We start from the raw sequence: 19260 nt of genomic DNA, 5'->3' as shown, positions 1-19260 counted from the left end.
CATACACAATTATATTTTTCAAGTCAAAGTTATATAAATTCCTCTTGATTTTTTTTATTTTATATGATATAATGGACAAGTCACCTGATATAAGGTGAATTTGTCTCCGTAGCTCAGCAGGATAGAGCGTTCGCCTCCTAAGCGGCAGATGGTTCGATTCCTTTGAGCCTTGAAAATTGCATAAAACTTATAAATGTCTCAGTAGCTCAGCTGGATAGAGCACACGCCTCCTAAGCGTGGGGTCGGAGGTTCAAATCCTCTCTGGGACGCCAGAAAGCACCGCTGCAAGCCTTTTTTCGGGGTTTGCAGCGTTTTTTTGTTCCTCCTTCTCCCGGTAATTTCACTTCCGTTACCGGGAGATTTTTATGCGCCGCATGATGTATATTTGCTAATTGGACTCGAACGCTTTTCAGAAATTTGCTAAGAAAATTCTGCGTTTTGCTAATTCGATTTTTCGGATCACTTTGCCGGGGCTTGCGCCGCTATCAGGGCTGCGAGCGCACTTGCAAGCTCCGGCGACTTCTGAAGCTGCTCCACAAGACTTTCAAGGTTCAGGGTCGCAGGTTCCGATTTTGCCGGTTCCTCCGGCGGACGGACATTGCGAAGATCAGGCTTGGCATAGAAGGCTGTCTCAAATTTCTGAGCATTGACCTTTCTATCCTCGTCCAGAATGTGAGCATAGATACTGGTTATCATGTCGATCTCGGCATGACCCGTATCGCCCTGAGTGGCTTTCAGATCGCCGTGGTTCAGTTTCAGTTTGTAGGTGGTACTGGAATGACGGAGAGAATGAAAGACCACCTTCGGCAGCCCTGCGTCCTCACGGAGCTTTGCAAACTCTTTGAGGATGATTCGATCCTCGCAGGGCCGTCCATTGGGAAGTGCCACCACCAGATCGAAGTCCTGATACTCGTCGCCCAGGAAACCTTTCAGCTCGTCCTGGGATTTCTTCCACTCCCGCAGAATGTAGGCCAGCGTTTTCGGCAGCCACACCTTACGGATGCTGGAATCGGTTTTCGGCTTTTTCAGAATAATTCTTGTGCTGGTGTTCGGCATAAGCGGAGTGAAGATGTAATAGATATCCTTCTCACCCAGCGTTTCAATCGCCCGTTTGGAAGCCCTCGTCACCTCCTTGTCGATGTAGACATAGGCATTATCCGCCGCAATATCTTCATCGGAAATATGGACGTTCTCCCAGGTCAGCCCCAGGATTTCACCCATGCGCAGAGAGCAGGCAAAGGAAAGGTTCATTGCTACATAGAGCTTGCTGTCCGTGCATTTGTCCAGGGCAAGACGGATCATATCCGCTGTCCAGATATCCCGTTTCGCATACTCCGTTTTCGGGAGGATCACATTGTCAAAGGGATTTCTTGCAATGATTTCCCATCGTACCGCCTGCTTAAACGCACACCGCAGGAGCTTGATGATCTTTTCAATGGTCTTGTCGCTGACATAGGTGGTAACAGCCTTTCGGGTCTTGGTAGACACCGACTTGGTTTTCTGCAAGGTCTGGATATAACCGTCAACCGCACGGGGAGTAACCGCCTGTACCTCCATATCACCGATGATCGGATTGATATAGTTGGCAATCAGCGCCGTTTGGCTGTCATACATAGACACGCCCCATTTCTTTTCTCCGTAAAGAGATACGAAGTCATAAAGGAACTCGGTGATCGTCTGATTGCTTGGCGGGAGAAAAGTTCCCGTGTGCTGCTGATTTTCGATTTCCGCCTTGCGCTTTAAGGCCTCTTTGTGGGTATGCCAGGTTTCCCACTTCTGTTTGGTTTCTCCGTTTTCGTCCACATAGTTGTAAACAACGGAATAGTTTTTCTTTCGCTTGATTATAGATGCCATATCGTTCTTCCTTTCTTGGATCACAGGTCGAGGGAGTCAAGCCACTCGTCAAATGACCGCTTGGAAATGCGTATGGCGTTACCAATTCGCACGATTTTGAAGTGCCCTTCTTTTACAAGGATATATGCGGAAGTTCTTCCGATGCCCAGAATTTGAGCAATATCGTCAACCGTATATGTCCTTCTTTCAGGGGTTTCTTTCTTCGTGCCGTTCCATGTTTGAGACATGAGACCCTCCTTTCAGTTATGAAAAGGAACAGCACGAATATGTGTGGATAATATAACTTCCACCATCATTTTACCGTGCTGCTCCGTGTTTGTCTGCTGCTAATTGAAAAGTTTACGATCTATCCATAAACTTTCAAAAAAGAAAAGTAGGCTTACGGACGGCTGCTGGCACAGCTCCACGGGAGTCTAACCCCGGCCCATGCTGATGGGTGCGGCGCACAATGCTTTGTGGGCGTTCAATGCGCGAGTATCTTTGACCCTGCCCGTGTGTCATCGCCCGCAAGCAGCCACGCTTACTTTGCGGTCTGGTGCTGTTCGCTCGCCCGTTACAGTGGTCCCGTCCTGCGGACTTGAAACGAGGTCATGGCGCACCGGCCGTATGGCTCGGCACAAACAGGAATGTATCCGTTTGCCTTATACTGCGGCGTTGGCCTCCCAACGGGCTTTCTTTGTCAAGGTGCTGCCTTCGGCCACGAAAGAGAGAAACAGGGAAAGGGTAAGCTGTTTTCGCTTTCAGACCGGGCTTGTCAGCTCATGCTGACAATGGAATGAATGAGCTTGATCTCCAATCGGCGCTTCATGTACTCGTCCACCCGAACATGGGGCTGACCGTCAGGATCGTAAAGCGTCCGGGTGCAGAGCTTATTGATATAGCCCTCATAATACCGGAGTACCTGATCCACAGCCTGAGCGTCCCCGTCACGGGCGGCGTCAATCACCGAAAGAGGAAGAAGCTCCTTGCCCTTGTAAGTGGGTTTCTTCATACCTTCAACCTCCCTTCGGCATGAGTGCGGCCAACTTGATCCGCAGCTCGGTCAATGATTTTGCCCTTCGCCGCTGCACGGCGCTGCGGGACATTCCCACAAGGCGGCCGACCTCCTGATCTGGCAGGTCCAGAACAAAATGCAGGATCAAAATACTCTGCTCCTGAACGGACAAACCGGCGAAGGCATCAGCCACAAGCTCATTTTCAATATGTAGGTCATACCCGTGGGACGAGAATGTAAATCTGTCACTGGGGTAATGATCTACAACGCAGAGCTTGTCCATCTCCATTTGCGGAAGGTCGCTGAATGACAGTTCCCTGTCACGGCGCCTTTGCATTTCCCGGAGGTAGTCGATTGCCTCATGGTAGAGTACCAGCTTGCAGTAAGCATCGAACTGGCACCGCTCGCCATAGTCATTGCGGGGGATCATATCCATCTTTTCACCCCCTTTCCTGGGGGAATGAGGTGGGTTTCTCCCTTTCCGCTAACAAGGCGAACGCAAAGCCGCTCGCTACCCGCTAAAAGCCTCCTTTTTGAAAATTTCTTAAAAAATTTTTTCGAGGCGGGCTTGTCATCGGAAAACAGCAAAAAGCGCCCAGCAAGTCGCAACGGACCTGCAGGGCGCAGAAATGTTTTATGAAGAAGATTGCTTACATGGTATAGTTCATATCCAAAGCCGGACTGCTCCGATGGAGGGGCTATGCTTTTTTTAGCTGGTGCAGATCATGGATACTGCGAAAAAGAGAAAAGGACACGGCAAAATAACCTCCAATCGGCTACCGCGTCCCTGCAAGTCGTTATAGGTTTGTGTAAACGCAAAGAAACGGCGGCTCTGATTTCTCAAAGCCACCGTTACAAAGTGCATAACAATATAGTCGCTGTACGATGGCTTTTTTTCTTTTGCTATCGTGCGGCAACTTTTTCACTTTTCTTTTATCTTAACAGGCAATCCTCACAGAAATGTCACGGACATACGCCATTTCGACAAAATAACAAGCTGAAATCTCACCAATCTGTGAGATTTCAAATTTTTTGAGGAAAGCCGAGAGGAAATGCCTCCTCCCGGCTTTCAATAGGTTTATGATTATTTATTGTAGCAATCTCTGCCGTTACTCCGAAGTCCTCAGCCGTTCCACCACAGTTCCCTTGTTAAAGAAGTGGAGAACAATCAGCGGAATGACCGCAGCCAGCAGCAGATAAAGCACACCAATGACCAGAACAGGAACCAATGTAATGTTCAGGGTAAAGAACCACATGGAGGGGCCATTTAATGCGCTCTTTAGCACCGTGACTGCCAGGATCGCTGCGGCTGCTCCGCCAATAATGTCTGCGCCGGCGGCATAATAGATGCCCTCATAGACCATCAGGCGGCGAAGCTGCTTGCCGGTCATACCGATGCTTTGCATGGTAGCGAACTCATGGCGGCGGGTGATGATGTTGGTAATAATCATGTTGGTAAAGTTGATCAGTCCCGCAAAGGCCATGATGCAGCCAATCAAACCGCCGATAACCAGAATCATGCTGCGGACCGAATCAAGTTGCTCTTTCAACAGCTTGGTGGAAGTATAGGCAACCGAAGTATTTTCGCTCACATAGCTGCTCAGGAATTCTTCCATCTGCGGCTGCAAGGCTTCCTCCACATTGAATCCATAAGTCAGAAGCGTGGGAGCGTCATAGATTTCCTTGAATACAGTGTCCGGCAGATATACAAAAGGAGCATCACCGGCGATGTGTGCCTGAGCGGTAGTGCCTGTGGGCGTTTCTGTTTCTGTTCCCACGAGAATCGCTTTTGCAAGGATGGTGCTGGTTTTGACCAGTTCCCCATCCTTGTAGAAGGAAATGCTCTCCCCGACCTGTAACTGATCGGTCAGCGGAGTGTTATTTGGTTCCTCTGTCAATTTGTCGATGGGGCAACCAATAATGACATATTCTCCGGTAGCCATTTTCTGCGTTAAGGTTTCGGCATCTTTTTCGCCTTCAAAAATACGCATATCCGCCCAGAAATTCTCGGAGGCTCCCATCACATTACCAAAATAGCGCCTTTCGGTATCAGAACTTGTGTACAGGCTATATCCCTGATAGCTTTGATTTACGACGCCTTCTTCCTCATGGAATAGCTCTATGCCGCTTAAATCTTCAAACCCATAGTCAACCAACACATTTCTATCGTCTTTTGTATTTCGGTAAAGATAGCGTTCATCCTCAACTCCGGGCTGTCCGGCAATCAGATCCACCGCCTGCTGTGAGAGCGTATCTTCATGGTGCTGAACGCTTTCCATTACATTAAATGCGGCGGAGTTATAGACATTAAAATCTGTTCTGGTAACACGGTTTACCCACTTTTCTTCATCAAGACTTTGCGTCACAATGATGATAGAATTAAACAGGACGATGCACAGAAGCAGGGAAATAATGATAAACGCTGAACGCCTGCGGTTGCGCCCTAAGTTGGAAAAGGCCATACGGGACAGCTTTACCCCATTGGTTTGTTTGGCACTTCTCTTTTTATAGGCGTTCTGCTCGGTGTAGCGGATCGCCTCCAGAGGAGAAATCTTTGCCGCTTTTTTTGCAGGCTTCCGGGTGCTGATAAACACGGTCAGGATTGTAAAGAGGGCAGCGATAACAAAGATCAGAGGCGAAGTAGATACGGATGTACCCACCATAGAGTATTCAAGGTTAATGATCTCTGTCACGATAGGAAGCAGCACCCAACCGGCAAAGAAACCGGCAATCAGACCAATAGGCAGTCCGATCAGCGTGAGCCAGACCGCCTGACGGTTCACAATGCTCTTGATCTGCCGTGTGGAAGTTCCAATCGTCCGCAGCAGACCGTATTGACGAACATCCTGCATCACGGAAATATCAAAGATATTGTAGATCAGCAGGTATCCGCACACGACAAACATCAGGATAAATACAACAGCAGGCACGATGGACTCTGATGAAGTCAATCCCTGGGACATTTGATTTTCGGAGGCGAGAATGAAATTGTCTGCGCCCATATCCTCTGGATTGCCGCCAATGGAGTAAACGAACTCATTCAACTGCTGCTGAACATTTGCTTTATTCTTCAGCACGACATCGGAAAAAGTAACGCCGGACATTACATGGTCTACCGCATAAGTGTTCTGAACCACATCGGGATTTTCTTTTATAAACTGCTCTGAAACAGTCGCAACGCTCACAGAGTCATTGCTTGCTTCCCACCAGCCGGAAAGCACCATATCGTAATGATAAGTTTTCCCCCGCAGTTCAAATTCTAACGGAACCTCTGCGCCGATCTCAGGTTCTACACCCAGCGCCTTCAGCGCCAAATCCGTAGTAGCGATCTCATTCGCTTTCTCCGGTGCAGCTCCGTGGGTAGGCACACAGAAGGTCAGTTCCTGCTGCACACTATCTTCATAATTGATTTCAATGGAATGGCTGGAAGTGTTGCTTGCATAGCCAATGATACGCCGGTGTCCTGCCTGGTCCACAAAATCGCTGTTTACAAGCTGCTCGTACTGTTTCTCCGTCATATACCCCAAAGTGCCATCCGCCTTGCTGCCTTTCTGCATTTGCAGAGAGAGTTGGATGGAGGACGCCATATTGAACGCCAGGGAAGTGATAGAGGTAAACAGGAAAGCAGTCAGGATAATTGCCAGCAGTGCAGCCAGATTGCGTACCTTATTCTTCTTGAAATAGCGTTTGGATAGCTTGGTAATTACTTTGGAATTATTGTTGCCAAATAGAATGTCATTCATAGTCCCGCCCCCCTTTACTGCACGATCTTACCATCCTCGATCCGAATAATGCGGTCGGCAAGCTGGGCGATCTCACTGTTATGGGTAATCATTACGAGGGTCTGGTGGAATTTCTGGCTGGTAGTTTTCAGAAGCCCCAGCACATCGGCGCTGGTCTTGCTGTCCAGGTTGCCGGTGGGTTCATCAGCCAAGACAATAGCGGGCTTTGACACCAAGGCGCGGGCAATGGCTACGCGCTGCTGCTGGCCGCCGGAGAGGTTATTGGGCATATTGTTCAGCTTATCCTCAAGCCCCAGCATCTGCACTACTTCGTTCATAAACTTCTTGTCTACCTTGTTTCCGTCCAGCTCCACAGGCAACACAATATTTTCAAAGACATTCAGCACCGGTACCAGATTGTAGTTCTGGAAGATAAAGCCGATCTTTCTTCTGCGGAAAACGGTCAGTTCCTCGTCTTTGAGTTTGGACAGCTCCTTGCCATCCACGACCACCTGGCCGGAGGTGGGCACATCCAATCCGCCGATCATGTTCAGCAGCGTGGATTTACCACTGCCGGAGGTTCCTACGATAGCTACAAATTCTCCTTTTTCAATAGAGAGGGTCACACCATCCAAGGCTCTGGTAATGTTCGGCTCTGCGCCATAATATTTTTTCAGTTCAGTCGTTTGCAAAATGCTCATAGAGAACACCATCCTTTCTTTTTGATAAACCCATTGTAACGACCAAACCTCACAGAAATGTCACGAGCCACAAAAAATTTCCGCTAAATTCAGCCCCAAATGTCACGAATCTGTGACATTTCAATTTTCGGGGTGTGCTTACTCTACTTTCGGAGCAGGAAAACAGAAAAGGTTGAGCCTTTCCCAACCTCAGACGCTACCCGGATATAACCGCCCTGCAAGGTCACAATCTCACGGGCCAGATACAGACCGATTCCAATACCGTCCACATCATGCACCACATCTTCCCGATAAAACCGCTTGAAAATCGTCCCCTGGTGCTGCTCTGAAATGCCGATGCCGGTATCGGCAATGTCGATCTTCACATACATTTCCCAGCCTTCCACCGACACACGGATCTGCCCGCCTGCCGGGGTGTATTTCACAGCATTATCCAGAATGTTGAACAGGGCTTCGCTTGTCCATTTTCTATCATGGCGTGCATCCAAATGCTCCGGGCATTCCACCTGCACATCTATCTTTTTCTTTTCGGCATTGAGCAAAATCCCGCCTAGGGCAGCGGCAAGGGTATCGTAAATCGGCTGCTGTCTCTGCTCCAGCGAAATGACTCCCGTTTCCAGTCGGGAGGTTTTAATCATGGCTTGCATGAGGAAGTCCAGCTTATCAAGCTGGCTGGCCTGGGCTGTCAGAAATTCCTTTTGCTTCTGCGGAGGAACCTCATTTTCAAGCAGCGTGTTGTTGATCATTTTCAAGTTGGCAATCGGGGTCTTGACCTGATGAGAGATGTCAGAGATCAGCTCTTGCAGGTCAGTCCGTTCCTTTGCGATGCTGTTTTTATTTTCCTGCATGACTTCATATAGCCGCCCCAGCCGATAGTTGATTTTGTAGAACAGGCTTTCTTCGCAGGTCGTCTGCTTCGGCTGCATATTTTCGGAGAGCATATCATCCATCTGACCACAAAAGGCATCGGAGAACTGAACCAGCTTCCAGCGGATCAGCGCCACAAAGAAGATGACGCAGAGCAGCACAAAGAGGCTGAACAGGAACACACACCGGACAGCGATTATATTCCGGGTCAGTAGATAAACAGTGGTGCAGACTGCGCCCACTGCCAGCAGCAAAAGCGTTCCCAAAAGAACGCAGGCTTTATTGATGGAGAGTTTTCGCATATTCATTTGAGCGCCCCTCCGATCCACATATAGCCCATGCCGTACACCGTCTTGATGTACTGGCGTCCATCCGTTTCAATTTTATTCCGCACCCGGCTGATAGCCGCGGTCAGGGCGTGTTCATCCACAAAGTTCCCATCGGCATCCCACAGCTTTTCAAGCAGCACCTGCCTTGTCAAAACATTCTGCGGATTTTTGGTCAGGATTTTCAACAGCCGGTATTCCAGCGGAGTGAACACCAGCGCCTTACCGGACAGGGAAGCCGTCATCTCCGAGAAATTGATGGACAGCGCACCGTCCTCATAGCTATCACCGCCGCCAGACTGTTTCGCCAGCCGCCCCAGCACTACGGACAGCTTTTTTTGAAAGACGCTCATAGGAAATGGCTTGGTCACATAGTCCTCTGCGCCCAGCTCATAGCCTTTGAGCATATCGCTCTCCATATCATTTGCGGTCAGGAAGATTACCGCCGTATCCGGCCGGCGTTCTTTTACCTCACGGCAGAAATCAAAGCCGTTCCCATCCGGCAGGTTTACATCCAGCACGATCAGATCATAGTCCTGCTTGGTCAGAAAATCACTGGCTGCTGATTTTGTCAGGGCAGAGTCCACAACATAGCCCGCAGTATTCAAGTTATAGCATAAAGTATTATTCAAAAGCCGATCATCCTCGACTACTAAAATTCGCATGGTATCACACTCCTTCAATTTCAGTGTAGCACCCAAATGTCACAGAAACCTCACTGAGATTTGTTTTCTTTTCTCCGCCTGTCTACTGGCTTCTCTGCATTTTTAGGAATAAGCCAAATCGTCGCCATTTTTACAGCACCGGGGATGCGCCCAGATGTACACAAATAATTTATCTGGCGCGGCGTAACATTCCATTTTTGGCTTGCCTCTTTTAATGTTATATAGTCCATTTTGCACCTCCTAAAATATTATATTTCGTCTGCTCGAAGAATACAAGGTTAAAGATATGAATTATAAAATGTAGTCAGAATGGATATCACATCATTCCACGCGCAAACTATGAAATATAGAATGTATGTGGGTGATGTTGAATGGCAAAAGTGAAAGACTGCCCTGGCTTTGAAACCTTCGGTGCAGATGTAAAAGAAGCACGGAAGGCGAAGAACCTTGCACGAAAAGATTTAGCCGAAAAGGTGAATATTGATACCAGGTATCTTGCCAACATTGAAAACGAGGGCACGATCCCCAGCCTGCCGGTCATCATACAGCTTGTAAAAATCTGCGGCCTGCCGATGGAGAGATATTTCAATCCAGAGGTCATGCGAGAGGAAAGCGAGCTGCGCCAGCGGGTCGGACAGAAGTTAAAGCTCTGCCCGGAACAGTATTTGCCTATCGTGGAGGGTGCCATTGACGGGGCCTTAAAAATTGAAAAGCCGAATGAAGAAACGGAGGGTGTCTGAACATCCTCTGTTTTTCTTATTTTGCGGGCATTTTGAGGTTTCCGAAACGCTTTATAAGTAGGGATAAGATACGGTAGCAAGCACAGCAAGCGAGTACCCGCTTGCGAATTTTGAGATTTTCAGGTCCCTTACCCGGAAATTCAAAATTGCTTGTTGGGATAGTCCCAAACCCTTATGAAGAACGGAGGCGGCGAATGGCAAACCGAAAGCGGAATATTCAAATGAAATTCTATGTCACGGAGGATGAAAAACGGCTCATAGACGAAAAAATGAGCCAGTTACCGACACGCAGATATGGCGCCTACCTCCGAAAGATGGCGATTGACGGGTATATCATCTACACCGACACCACGGAGATCAAAGCGTTTACCTCGGAACTGTCCGCCATCGGCAGGAACATCAACCAGATAGCCAAGCGGATCAACGCCGGAGGTCCTGCGTATCAGGCCGATATGGACGAGATACGGGAAAGGCTGGACGAGATATGGCAGTTACAAAGACACATCCTATCAAATCAACGCTGAAAGCAGCCATTGACTATATCTGCAACCCGGAAAAGACGGACGGAAAGCTGCTTGTTTCTTCCTATGGCTGTGCCGCCGAAACTGCGGATATCGAATTTTCCTGGACCCGCTGCCATGCCATCGACAAGGGAACGAACCTGGGCCGTCACCTGATCCAAGCCTTTCAGCCTGGGGAGGTTACGCCGGAACAAGCCCATGAGATCGGCATGGAGCTTGCAAAAGAAATCCTGGGCGGCAAGTATGAATTTGTACTTACCACCCATATAGACAAAGATCATGTTCATAACCACCTGATTTTCAATGCGGTCAGCTTTGCGGATCATAAACACTATCATTCCAACAAGCGAAGCTATCACGATATCCGCCGCACCTCCGACCGGCTTTGCAAGGAACATGGTCTGTCTGTCATTATTCCTGGACAGGACAAGGGCAAGAGCTATATTGAACATCAGGCTACGCAGAACGGCACCAGCTATAAGGCAAAGCTGAAAGCGGCCATCGACCGGCTCCTGCCAGCCTGTTCCAACCTGGAAGAACTGCTTCGCCGCCTGCAGAGAGAAGGTTATGAGATCAAGCGCGGCAAGTATATCTCTGCCAGAGCACCGGATCAGGAACGGTTCACCCGTCTGAAAACGCTGGGGGTTGACTACACCGAAGAAGCCCTTGCCGCCCGAATCGCCGGACGATCCAGACCTTCCCACCAGCCAAAACAGCGGAACGGAAAGATCAGTCTACTCATTGATATCCAGAACAACATCAAGGCACAGCAGAGTGCAGGCTTCACCCATTGGGCGAAGCTGAACAATCTGAAACAGGCCGCCAAGACCATGAATTTCCTGACGGAACACGGGATAAGCAGTTATGGAGAACTGGAAAGCAAATTGAACGCAGTATCCGCACGCAGGGATACCGCTCATGCAGAAATCAAGCGGATAGAAAGTAGAAGTGCCGAACTTGCCCTTGTGATGAAGCACGCTGAAACTTACCGTCAGCTAAAGCCGCTTTATGACCGATACCGTAAATCGAATGATAAAGAAAAGCTCCTGCGGGGGCATGAGAGCGAGATCATCCTTTTTGAAGCGGCCGCCAGAGAATTGAAACGGCTGGGGGCTGTACCGCTGCCGACAACAGAAAGCATGAAAACGGAGCTTGCCACTCTCAGCGCAGAAAAGGAACGCCTTCTTGCGGAGTACAAAACCGCAAGAACCGAAGCCCAGGAATACGATACTGTTAAACAGAATGTAGATGCACTACTGACCGTTCCAAAGGAACAGGAACAACAGCGGCGACATGAACTTGAATAATTTTCTCTGAAAGACGCTGGGCGCAGCTCCCGGCATCCTGTATAATGGAGCTGCGAAAGAAGGTTTTACCGATGACAAGAAGCGAAGCAATCAAAGCATTTTTCTTCAAAAGCGTATTGCCCGTGACCGTGGCACTGATCCTGTATTGTATCTTCAAATCTGCCTGCGTGAAGAACGGAGAGGTTGACTATGTATGGCTCTGGATACTCTGCGGGCTGCCGTTTGGCCTCCATCGGATGTGCCTCTGGATCGTGCCGGGCGGCGGCTCCCTGGGTGGAGGGATCGCCTTGTTTGCATTGAACTTTATTATCGGCGGTGTAATCGGCGGTTTCGTTCTGGCCTGGCGGCTTATTGTGGCGGTGTGGTATGTGCCGCTGACGGTGTACCGGCTGATCGTTGGATGATTTTCTTGCGTCATGGAAATATGGAAAACTGCCGCTCGTGCCGATGGAAAAGCCATTCACAACCTGATGGAAAAAGACAAGCCTTTTCCCACAAGTCTGCAAACAGCTTTCCCACAGCCTCACAATTCTGGCAGTTTACACACATTCCCACAACGCCTACTGCGGCGGCTATCCATCCTTTCCTATCCAATCCTAATGAGAAAATACTATGGAAATTCCTTTTCAACGGAGGTACAATTTGTACCCCTGTTCAAACAACAGAACCGTGTTAAAGTAATTTGATGATAGCAAAAAGAAAAAGCGGGAGTACAGCCAATCGGATGAACCGAAAAGCTGTACTCCCGTTTTGCGTGACAGAAAGTGTCTGAAATCAAGCCTTTTTCTTCATGTGCCAGCAAGCAGACCGACACATGAAAAATCATAAAGGCTCCCTTTGAAAATACGGATACAGGGAATTATTCTGTGTTTTTTCCACCCATATCCTCACAGATTTTAGACCGTTTGGAACTGTAATGCGGACAAGCGACCAGACACGCCCGGAAACTCTGCTTGCAGCCGTGAACACATTTTTTACAGATATGGTTATACTGCCGCCTGCCGTTGTCACCCAGGAAGAACGCCCATTCCAGCCGCCATTTCTTGCTTCGGCTCATAGGCAGTCATGCTCCGGCACATCACGGCCGGGCTTCTTGCCCTCCGGTGGCTTATGCTCGGCACACTCCCGTTTGGCGTCCTCTAACCGCTCACGGATGGAAGGCTTCTCCGGCTTCGTCTGCTCCGCGTGTTCCTGCGCCTTCTCCAGTTCCTCGCCGCGTCTGCCGTTGTTGATAACGCCGTCGATCATGCCGTAGTCATCCTCCAGCGTCATTTCTGCCGTGCGGAGAGGATTGTCCTTTTCCGGCTGCTCCGCTGCCACGGCAAAGGCCCGTGTGCCGTTTCCCATGATAAGGTACTTTCTATCATCGGAAATATGGTGGACACCGTAACCGGCTGCCTCCATCTGCTCCCGGCTCATAGCCGTCACCTGAAAGCTGCCCCTCGGTGTCTGCACACGTTCGCCAGTTTCAAAACGGTCTGGAAGAAAAGCGAGGTCTTGTTTCTCTGCCGGGACAGGGAGAACGACGATATTGCCATTGATCTGCATAAATCGTTCCGGCGTTTTGAACTGTTCCGTGTATTTCTGAATCAGTTCCGGGGACAGGGACGCAAAATCTTCCTCACCAAGTCCAACCACCAGGAAAGTCCCTGCTACGATATCATAAATTTCTCCATTTTCATCCCGCAGCCCACGGTTCAGATCAAGCCCGATGAGCTTTCCTTCATCATTGCAAACCAGCGCCACCGGGTCAGAATAGGGATAAGTTGCGCCAATGTCTCCGCCGACCTCCGCCTGCAGGGAATGAAGATCGGGGTCGATCTCCTTCACATAGGGTTCCTTCATAGGCTCCACTACAAGCACAGTCATCTTTTCCGAGGCAACCTTCTCCGCAGCGGCCAGCATTTCATCCGCATGGGACTTCTCCGGCTTATCCAAAGCGGCTTTGACCTCCGCTGGGTCAAAATCAAGAAATTCCTCATAGCCCGTGGCATCCTTGAACTTTTCAATCTCCGAAGGAAGATAGTCCTCCTGCGTCTGCCCCAGTGCCGCCAGCTTTTCATCCAGAGCGGAAATGCGCCCTGCCATCAGGTTTTCGTAAAGTTCTTCCTTTGCGGCGTGTGCCTCCGGGTGCTCCGCTGCATACTGCGGATCGTTCTGACGGAAAAACTCGTCCATGTCAAAGGCTATATCCATAGCCCACTCGGATTTTTCTTCTTCGGGAAGATCGTCCTGAAAGGTCATCACCCGGTACTCGTCGGGGATACTGCCGCGCTCACCGTCGTAATACTCATGGAAACTGTCACCCGTATCACGCACATAGCCCTGATTCGTGAAGGTGCCGTTTTCCTCCAACGCAACGTCCCGGCCGTAGGCCTCATAGTCGATGTAATTCTGCAAATGCTCTGGCACCTGCATAACGTCCAGTTCTTCGATGTAATAGCGGCCCAGATCGTCATAGTCATGGATATCGGGGTAAACCTCATAGCAATCCAGATTCTCGGTGAGGTTGATGATCTCCTGCAGGCTGCCGCAATGGTCGCCCATTTCCATACCGGCCTGAAACTGTGCGTATTCGCTTTCGCTCATTTCATCCAGCTTCGATGCCAGATAATTCAGCTCGTCCAGATTTTCATATTCACCCAGCTTACTGTAAAGACCGTCCACATAGCAATCATAGTCCGTGATGAACCATTCCTCATAGGGCTGGCCGAAGTCATCCTTCTGGCCAATCCCGATACGCTTAAACACTTCTTTCAATTCCTCGGCGGTGGTGGGAAACTTCACCCACTCGCCCACAAGCTCGCCCTCATTGTACTTCCCAAGATTGGTGATAAAGGCGGCAAAGGGATAATCCTTGTCGTGATCGTAATATGGCATATCAGCACCTCCTTACAGCTCCGGCGCAGATTTTTCCTTATGGGGCTGCGCCTTGTTTTTCTCCGCACATTCCTTCTTGCCCTGTTCCAGCCGTTCCCGGATGGAAGGCTTTTTCTCCGGCTCCGCAGGGCGTTCATGGTTCCACTCGTCACCGGAGAGAGAAATGTATCCGTGTTCCGTAAAATGGCCCTGTTCCTCCTGCATGGCGTACTTGCCAAAAGGAACAGGGTCGATCGCTTTCAGAAGTTCTGGGGGCAGCAGCATATCCATGTGCTGCGCCAGATACCGCCACCCCAGATCATTCAGATCGTGGATATTGGGCTCAAATACGAAATAGTCGATGTTGTCCGCAAACTCCTTGAACTGCTCCGGTGCTGTCAGCTTGAAGGGCGAGGCCTGCACCGCCGCCAGCAGCTCCCGGTCCTCCGGGGAGAGGGCAGCCACCGCCGCCCTCACTTCGGGCAAATGTTCAAAAGTCTTATTTTCTGCCATTGACACCTTCCTTTCTTTTCGGAAATTCCAGTTTGAAGTTGATGTATTTGCCACCCGTGTCATCCAAGATCACCGCAGCGTCATAAGCAGCCTGTTTCTTTTCAGACCACATACCCTTGACATTGGTGCGGCCTTTTTTCAGAAGGTCCGCCGCCATCTTCTTTGTCAGCTCCTTCTTGCGGCTCGTCCAGAAGCGGTCATTTTTCCAGAGGACGAAACCGCAGGACCGATCCGAACACGCAAAGTTCTTCTTGCCCTCATAAACCGGCTGGCCGCAGCGGGGGCAGGTACCGATCCCTTCCTTCTCCGGGGCAAACAGCTTTTTGCCATCCTCGGAAATGCAGGAATAGGTGGACACGATCTCTTGAACCATCGTGCGAATACCGCCCATGAAGGTATCCGGGTCAGCATTGCCCTTTGCGATCTCCGTCAATTTCTGTTCCCATTCCGCTGTCAGTATGGGAGAGGTCAGCGGCTCCGGCAGGACCGTGACAAGGTTGATACCGGCTTTTGTGGGGATCAGGCTCTTGCCCTTGCGCTCCACAAATCCGGCTGCCACCAGCTTTTCGATGATAGCCGCCCTGGTCGCGGGCGTGCCAAGCCCTTTTCGCTCCGCTTCGTCGGGAATGTCGTCCTTGCCTGCATTCTCCATAGCGGACAGGAGGGTATCTTCTGATACATTTTGTCAAGGTGGTTTTAAGAAATTTTCCCGCAATCGTTCATAATAAGCCGCTTGATTTTATCGCTCATAGTTTCCTTGCTGGTGGTGCTGAAGTGGATTTTCACCCGATAGGTCGTGTTTCCGATTTTCTTCACAATATCGGGCTGTTCTGCTTCCTTTACGGTCAGAGGGGAAGCGTTTGCGGGGGTGCTGGCTTTATTGCTCATAGGCTCTCCTTTCCATGAAAAAAGCCCTCATGCTACGGCGCACAAGGGCTTATAGTCATTCTTCTATAACTCTGAAAGTCAAAACCGCCGGCTAAGCCGGCGGCTTGAATAAGCCCTAGAAGGGCTTGGTACAGACGCAGCCCCTGAAGGGGCGCCGAAGGGGTTTGCCGACCGCATTCCTTCCTCCGGCCGCCCCTAAAGGGGCTTTGTTTTATGCCTTCTTGTTCACGCTACCCGTAAACGGGTCTACGAACTCTTTCAATTCGACCTGATCCGCTATCTGATCCTCGGTTAGCTGGTTCTTTATGTACTCCTGTATTTGCTTTTTATTTCTTCCTACCGTATCCACATAATATCCTCGCGCCCAGAAATGTCGGTTCCCATACTTGTACTTGAGGTTTGCGTGCCTGTCGAATATCATCAGACTACTCTTCCCTTTGAGATACCCCATGATTTGCGATACGCTGTACTTCGGCGGAATACTGATGAGCATATGCACGTGGTCTCTGCACAGCTCCGCTTCGATGATTTCGATTCCTTTTTGCTGGCATAGTTGTCTCAATATCTTTCCTATATCTACCTTGATTTCCCCGTATATCGCCATTCTCCGATATTTCGGCGCGAATACTATGTGGTATTGACATCTCCATGTCGTATGATCTAAACTGTTTATGTCTTTTTCTTTCACGTGAAAGACCTCCCTGTTTTGATTGTTGTGTGGTCGGCAAACCACTTCTAATCTAACAGGGAGCTTTTTTCTTGTCTACTCTACTCCTCGCTATAAGCTATTTTTTTACCCCCGGCATAGCCGGGGGTTGCCTTTGGTACAACCAGTGCGAAAGTGCAAAGCGCAAAGGGTCTGCGTTTTGCACTTTCAGCTTGCGGGTTCGGGTGGCTGCTTCTTCTTGATGAAGTTGTACCATTGACCGCCGACACGCCTTGCGCCTAAAATGCCGCCCATGTTGCGCTTGGCGTTCTGTACCGTCCTTTTGGATATTCCGGCTTCGGCTGCGGCTTTTACAATGTCCTCGCTGGCAAGCTCTTTCCCGTCTGCCAGTAAATCCAGTATCAGCCGTTCCGCCTGTTCGGTCTTGGTGGCGGTGTTCCCGCCCGCGCCGGACAGCAGCTCGTCGGCGGTTATATCATATTCGCCTATCCACGAAAAGCCCGTTTCCGGGTCAAGGCAAAAGGCAACGGGCTTGCCCTCCGGCGCAAGGGAAGATTTGTCATGGACGATAACGCGCACATTCGGTTCTCGCTTCACGCGCCCGATCAGCAGGACGCTCCTTGCTGCGGCGCGGAAGTCGATAGAACCTAATCCCCGGTATGCGCTCTGCCCTCCGGCAGCTTTGTTGAGATGTCCGATAAGGATAACGGCGCACCCGGTACGCTCGGCAACATCGGCAAGGCGGCGGAACATGGGGCGCACTTCGTTTGCCCGGTTCATGTCGGTCTTTTCGCCCATATACGCCTGTATGGGGTCAAGGATAATCAGCCGCGCCCCGTTCTGCGTGATTGCCCTTTCTATGCGCTCGTCGGAGAGGGTAAGCTCCCGCTTGGCTTCATCAATCACAAGTACGCGGTCAAGGTCGGCTTCTGCTTCTATCAAGCGGGGCTTGACAGTATCGCCCAGCCCGTCCTCGGCGGTCTGGTAAATCGCATTGAACGGCGGCAGGGGCTTCATTCCCGGCAACGTTCCCCCGGTGGTGCAGGCGGCGGCAAGGCGTAGGGCAAAGGTGGTCTTTCCCTCGCCGGGATTGCCTTGCACAATGGTTACTTTCCCAAAGGGAATATACGGCTCCCATAGCCATTCAACGGTTTGCGTGTCAACCTCGCTCATGCGGATAATCTCAACGGTTTCTTCCTGCGGCGGCTCTTTCAAGCCGTAAATCGCTTCCCGGATATACTTCCCGTCCGCGATTTCTGCCCGGTGCTGCAATACCTCGTTCCAGTCCTTGTAAAGCGGCACAAGGCGGTGGACGGTCAAGCCCTCTGGCACAAGCTCCGCAAGGCGGCTGCAAGCATCGTTTCCGGCGTTGTCGTTGTCAAGGCAGAGGTAAACGGTCTTGATGTTCGGACGGTCAGAAAGGAAACGCAAAAGGGCTTTTTCGCCCACGCCGCCCAGTGCAAGGTAGCTTTGCTTCTGCCATTCCTTTTTGAACAGGCAGAGGAAAGATAAGAGGTCTATCGGGGCTTCAAAGACAAACAACCTTTCGCCCTCGCCACGGTAGCAGAAGTTAAAGGCTTTGTCGCTGCCTTTCACATCAAGCCGAAAACTCCCGGCTGTGCCGCGCTGATGGGCGTATCGCGGTATGCCGCTTTCATCTCTGCCGATGAATACGGCGTTATGGTGGGCGGCTTCCTCGTAAATATCCCCGGTGGAAAAGAAAAAGCCCGTCACATCTTCATCAATGCGGCGGGCTGCTGTGAGGTAGTTCCTCGCTATGCGGTTGTCGGTGCTGCGGGGTGGCAGTCGGAAGTCGGATAGGGGCGCGGGGCTTGGTCTGTCCGGCGGCGGGGCTGCGCCTTTTTCTCCTGTCAGCATTTCAACGGCTTCGGTAAAGCTCTTTCCGTAAAACTCCATGACAAAATCAATGGGTGCGCCGCCCTTGCTCTGGCTGTGCCTGTACCACTTGTTTCCCCGGATTGTCAGGCTGTCATGCCGCTTCCAGCGGTACTCCTGTCCGGCGCGGGTAAGCTGCTCGCCCTGTGATTGCAGGAAAGAAACAAGGTCGGCTTGGTTGGCGTGGTCTATCTGTTCTTGGGTGTAATACATGGCTGATACCTCTCTTTCTGTGGTTGAATTGTTCATAGTTTTGATGTAAAATGAAACCGAAAAATCGGAAGTTAGTGAGGTGCTGGATTGTGAATGAAAGAGAAAAAAATATTCACTTATGGTTTGAAATGTGGCTTACAAAACAGGATTTAGGTATTGATAATATTTTTGCAGAAGATGTAATTTATACTGAAAGTTGGGGTCCAAAATATAATAACCGTCAAATCGTAAAACACTGGTTTCAGGAATGGAATACTCGTGGCAAAGTCGTTGCTTGGGAAATCAAACAATTTTTCCACAAAGGAAATCAGACGATTGTGGAGTGGTATTTCAAAAATGAAATGAACAATGGGAGCATAGAGGAATTTGATGGAATTTCCCTGGTTGAATGGACAAAGGATAATAAAATAAAATCATTGAAAGAGTTTGGCTGCAATTTGAATAATTATAATCCTTATGAGCATAGTGACCTGCCCGAATTTAGGGACGAAAGAGCAAGTTGGTTTTAATATTAGGAATCAATAGCG

The 19260-nt window shown here is 50.0% G+C and carries 19 protein-coding genes, 1 tRNA gene and 1 pseudogene; 6 read left to right on the top strand and 15 right to left on the bottom strand.

The window, feature by feature from the left end; all coding sequences use genetic code 11:
- Window positions 1-195: 195 nt before the first annotated feature.
- Window positions 196-272 (top strand) — tRNA-Arg (locus OCV68_RS12975).
- A gap of 187 nt (window positions 273-459) precedes the next feature.
- Here OCV68_RS12975 and OCV68_RS12970 read toward each other — a convergent pair.
- The 9 genes from OCV68_RS12970 to OCV68_RS12930 form a co-directional block, all read right to left on the bottom strand.
- Window positions 460-1854, bottom strand: a complete 1395-nt coding sequence (locus tag OCV68_RS12970; RefSeq protein ID WP_262573272.1) for a site-specific integrase — start codon at window positions 1852-1854, stop codon at window positions 460-462.
- A 20-nt stretch (window positions 1855-1874) separates the two neighbouring features.
- Window positions 1875-2081, bottom strand: coding sequence for a helix-turn-helix domain-containing protein (locus OCV68_RS12965; protein ID WP_005541444.1), 207 nt, complete (start codon window positions 2079-2081; stop codon window positions 1875-1877).
- Window positions 2082-2608: 527 nt separating this feature from the next.
- Entirely contained in the window at window positions 2609-2845 is a 237-nt protein-coding gene (locus tag OCV68_RS12960; protein WP_248834924.1) for a helix-turn-helix domain-containing protein, read from the bottom strand.
- A 4-nt stretch (window positions 2846-2849) separates the two neighbouring features.
- Window positions 2850-3284, bottom strand: a complete 435-nt coding sequence (locus OCV68_RS12955) for a sigma-70 family RNA polymerase sigma factor (RefSeq protein WP_005541445.1) — start codon at window positions 3282-3284, stop codon at window positions 2850-2852.
- Between the two features lie 673 nt (window positions 3285-3957).
- Window positions 3958-6591 (bottom strand): ABC transporter permease, encoded by a 2634-nt coding sequence (locus tag OCV68_RS12950; RefSeq protein WP_248834923.1) that lies wholly within the window; start codon window positions 6589-6591, stop codon window positions 3958-3960.
- Between the two features lie 14 nt (window positions 6592-6605).
- Window positions 6606-7271: an ABC transporter ATP-binding protein gene (locus OCV68_RS12945; RefSeq protein ID WP_040342337.1), complete on the bottom strand. Its 666-nt coding sequence runs from the start codon at window positions 7269-7271 to the stop codon at window positions 6606-6608.
- Between the two features lie 143 nt (window positions 7272-7414).
- Complete coding sequence (locus tag OCV68_RS12940; protein WP_113999341.1) at window positions 7415-8446, bottom strand: sensor histidine kinase; 1032 nt, start codon at window positions 8444-8446, stop codon at window positions 7415-7417.
- Complete coding sequence (locus OCV68_RS12935) at window positions 8443-9129, bottom strand: response regulator transcription factor (protein ID WP_113999340.1); 687 nt, start codon at window positions 9127-9129, stop codon at window positions 8443-8445. The genes OCV68_RS12940 and OCV68_RS12935 overlap by 4 nt, the downstream gene beginning before the upstream one ends.
- A 50-nt stretch (window positions 9130-9179) precedes the next feature.
- Window positions 9180-9359: a hypothetical protein gene (locus OCV68_RS12930; protein WP_005335797.1), complete on the bottom strand. Its 180-nt coding sequence runs from the start codon at window positions 9357-9359 to the stop codon at window positions 9180-9182.
- A gap of 141 nt (window positions 9360-9500) precedes the next feature.
- On the opposite strand from OCV68_RS12930, the gene OCV68_RS12925 reads away from it, so the two are divergent.
- The 4 genes from OCV68_RS12925 to OCV68_RS12910 all read left to right on the top strand — a co-directional run bounded on the left by OCV68_RS12925 (window position 9501) and on the right by OCV68_RS12910 (window position 12101).
- Window positions 9501-9869: a helix-turn-helix transcriptional regulator gene (locus OCV68_RS12925; RefSeq protein WP_021738115.1), complete on the top strand. Its 369-nt coding sequence runs from the start codon at window positions 9501-9503 to the stop codon at window positions 9867-9869.
- Between the two features lie 194 nt (window positions 9870-10063).
- Window positions 10064-10393 (top strand): MobC family plasmid mobilization relaxosome protein, encoded by a 330-nt coding sequence (locus tag OCV68_RS12920; protein ID WP_113999339.1) that lies wholly within the window; start codon window positions 10064-10066, stop codon window positions 10391-10393.
- Window positions 10354-11697, top strand: coding sequence for a relaxase/mobilization nuclease domain-containing protein (locus tag OCV68_RS12915; RefSeq protein WP_262573260.1), 1344 nt, complete (start codon window positions 10354-10356; stop codon window positions 11695-11697). Before OCV68_RS12920 ends, OCV68_RS12915 begins: the two co-directional genes overlap by 40 nt.
- A 71-nt stretch (window positions 11698-11768) precedes the next feature.
- Window positions 11769-12101: a DUF6050 family protein gene (locus tag OCV68_RS12910; protein ID WP_113999337.1), complete on the top strand. Its 333-nt coding sequence runs from the start codon at window positions 11769-11771 to the stop codon at window positions 12099-12101.
- Between the two features lie 649 nt (window positions 12102-12750).
- On the opposite strand, the gene OCV68_RS12905 is transcribed toward OCV68_RS12910, so the two are convergent.
- The 6 genes and pseudogenes from OCV68_RS12905 to OCV68_RS12880 form a co-directional block, all read right to left on the bottom strand.
- Complete coding sequence (locus tag OCV68_RS12905) at window positions 12751-14577, bottom strand: antirestriction protein ArdA (RefSeq protein WP_262573257.1); 1827 nt, start codon at window positions 14575-14577, stop codon at window positions 12751-12753.
- Window positions 14578-14589: 12 nt separating this feature from the next.
- Complete coding sequence (locus OCV68_RS12900; RefSeq protein ID WP_113999334.1) at window positions 14590-15069, bottom strand: hypothetical protein; 480 nt, start codon at window positions 15067-15069, stop codon at window positions 14590-14592.
- Window positions 15056-15745: pseudogene (locus OCV68_RS12895) on the bottom strand (DNA topoisomerase); the annotation flags it as partial. The pseudogene OCV68_RS12895 and the gene OCV68_RS12900, both read right to left, overlap by 14 nt.
- A gap of 20 nt (window positions 15746-15765) precedes the next feature.
- Window positions 15766-15957 (bottom strand): transposon-encoded TnpW family protein, encoded by a 192-nt coding sequence (locus tag OCV68_RS12890; protein WP_055059682.1) that lies wholly within the window; start codon window positions 15955-15957, stop codon window positions 15766-15768.
- Window positions 15958-16168: 211 nt separating this feature from the next.
- A complete protein-coding gene (gene tnpA / locus OCV68_RS12885) occupies window positions 16169-16645 on the bottom strand; it encodes an IS200/IS605 family transposase (protein ID WP_262573253.1) in 477 nt (158 codons plus the stop codon).
- Between the two features lie 186 nt (window positions 16646-16831).
- Window positions 16832-18733, bottom strand: coding sequence for an AAA family ATPase (locus OCV68_RS12880; RefSeq protein ID WP_262573251.1), 1902 nt, complete (start codon window positions 18731-18733; stop codon window positions 16832-16834).
- Window positions 18734-18822: 89 nt separating this feature from the next.
- Here OCV68_RS12880 and OCV68_RS12875 point away from each other — a divergent pair, with 89 nt between their 5' ends.
- Complete coding sequence (locus tag OCV68_RS12875) at window positions 18823-19242, top strand: nuclear transport factor 2 family protein (RefSeq protein WP_055059684.1); 420 nt, start codon at window positions 18823-18825, stop codon at window positions 19240-19242.
- Window positions 19243-19260: the final 18 nt, after the last annotated feature.

It is taken from the genome of Huintestinicola butyrica (genome assembly GCF_025567215.1).
In the GTDB taxonomy this organism is placed as follows: Bacteria; Bacillota; Clostridia; order Oscillospirales; family Ruminococcaceae; genus Huintestinicola; species Huintestinicola butyrica.
The sequence above is the reverse complement of the archived record's forward strand: the minus strand, read 5'-3'. Positions and strand labels throughout refer to the sequence as shown.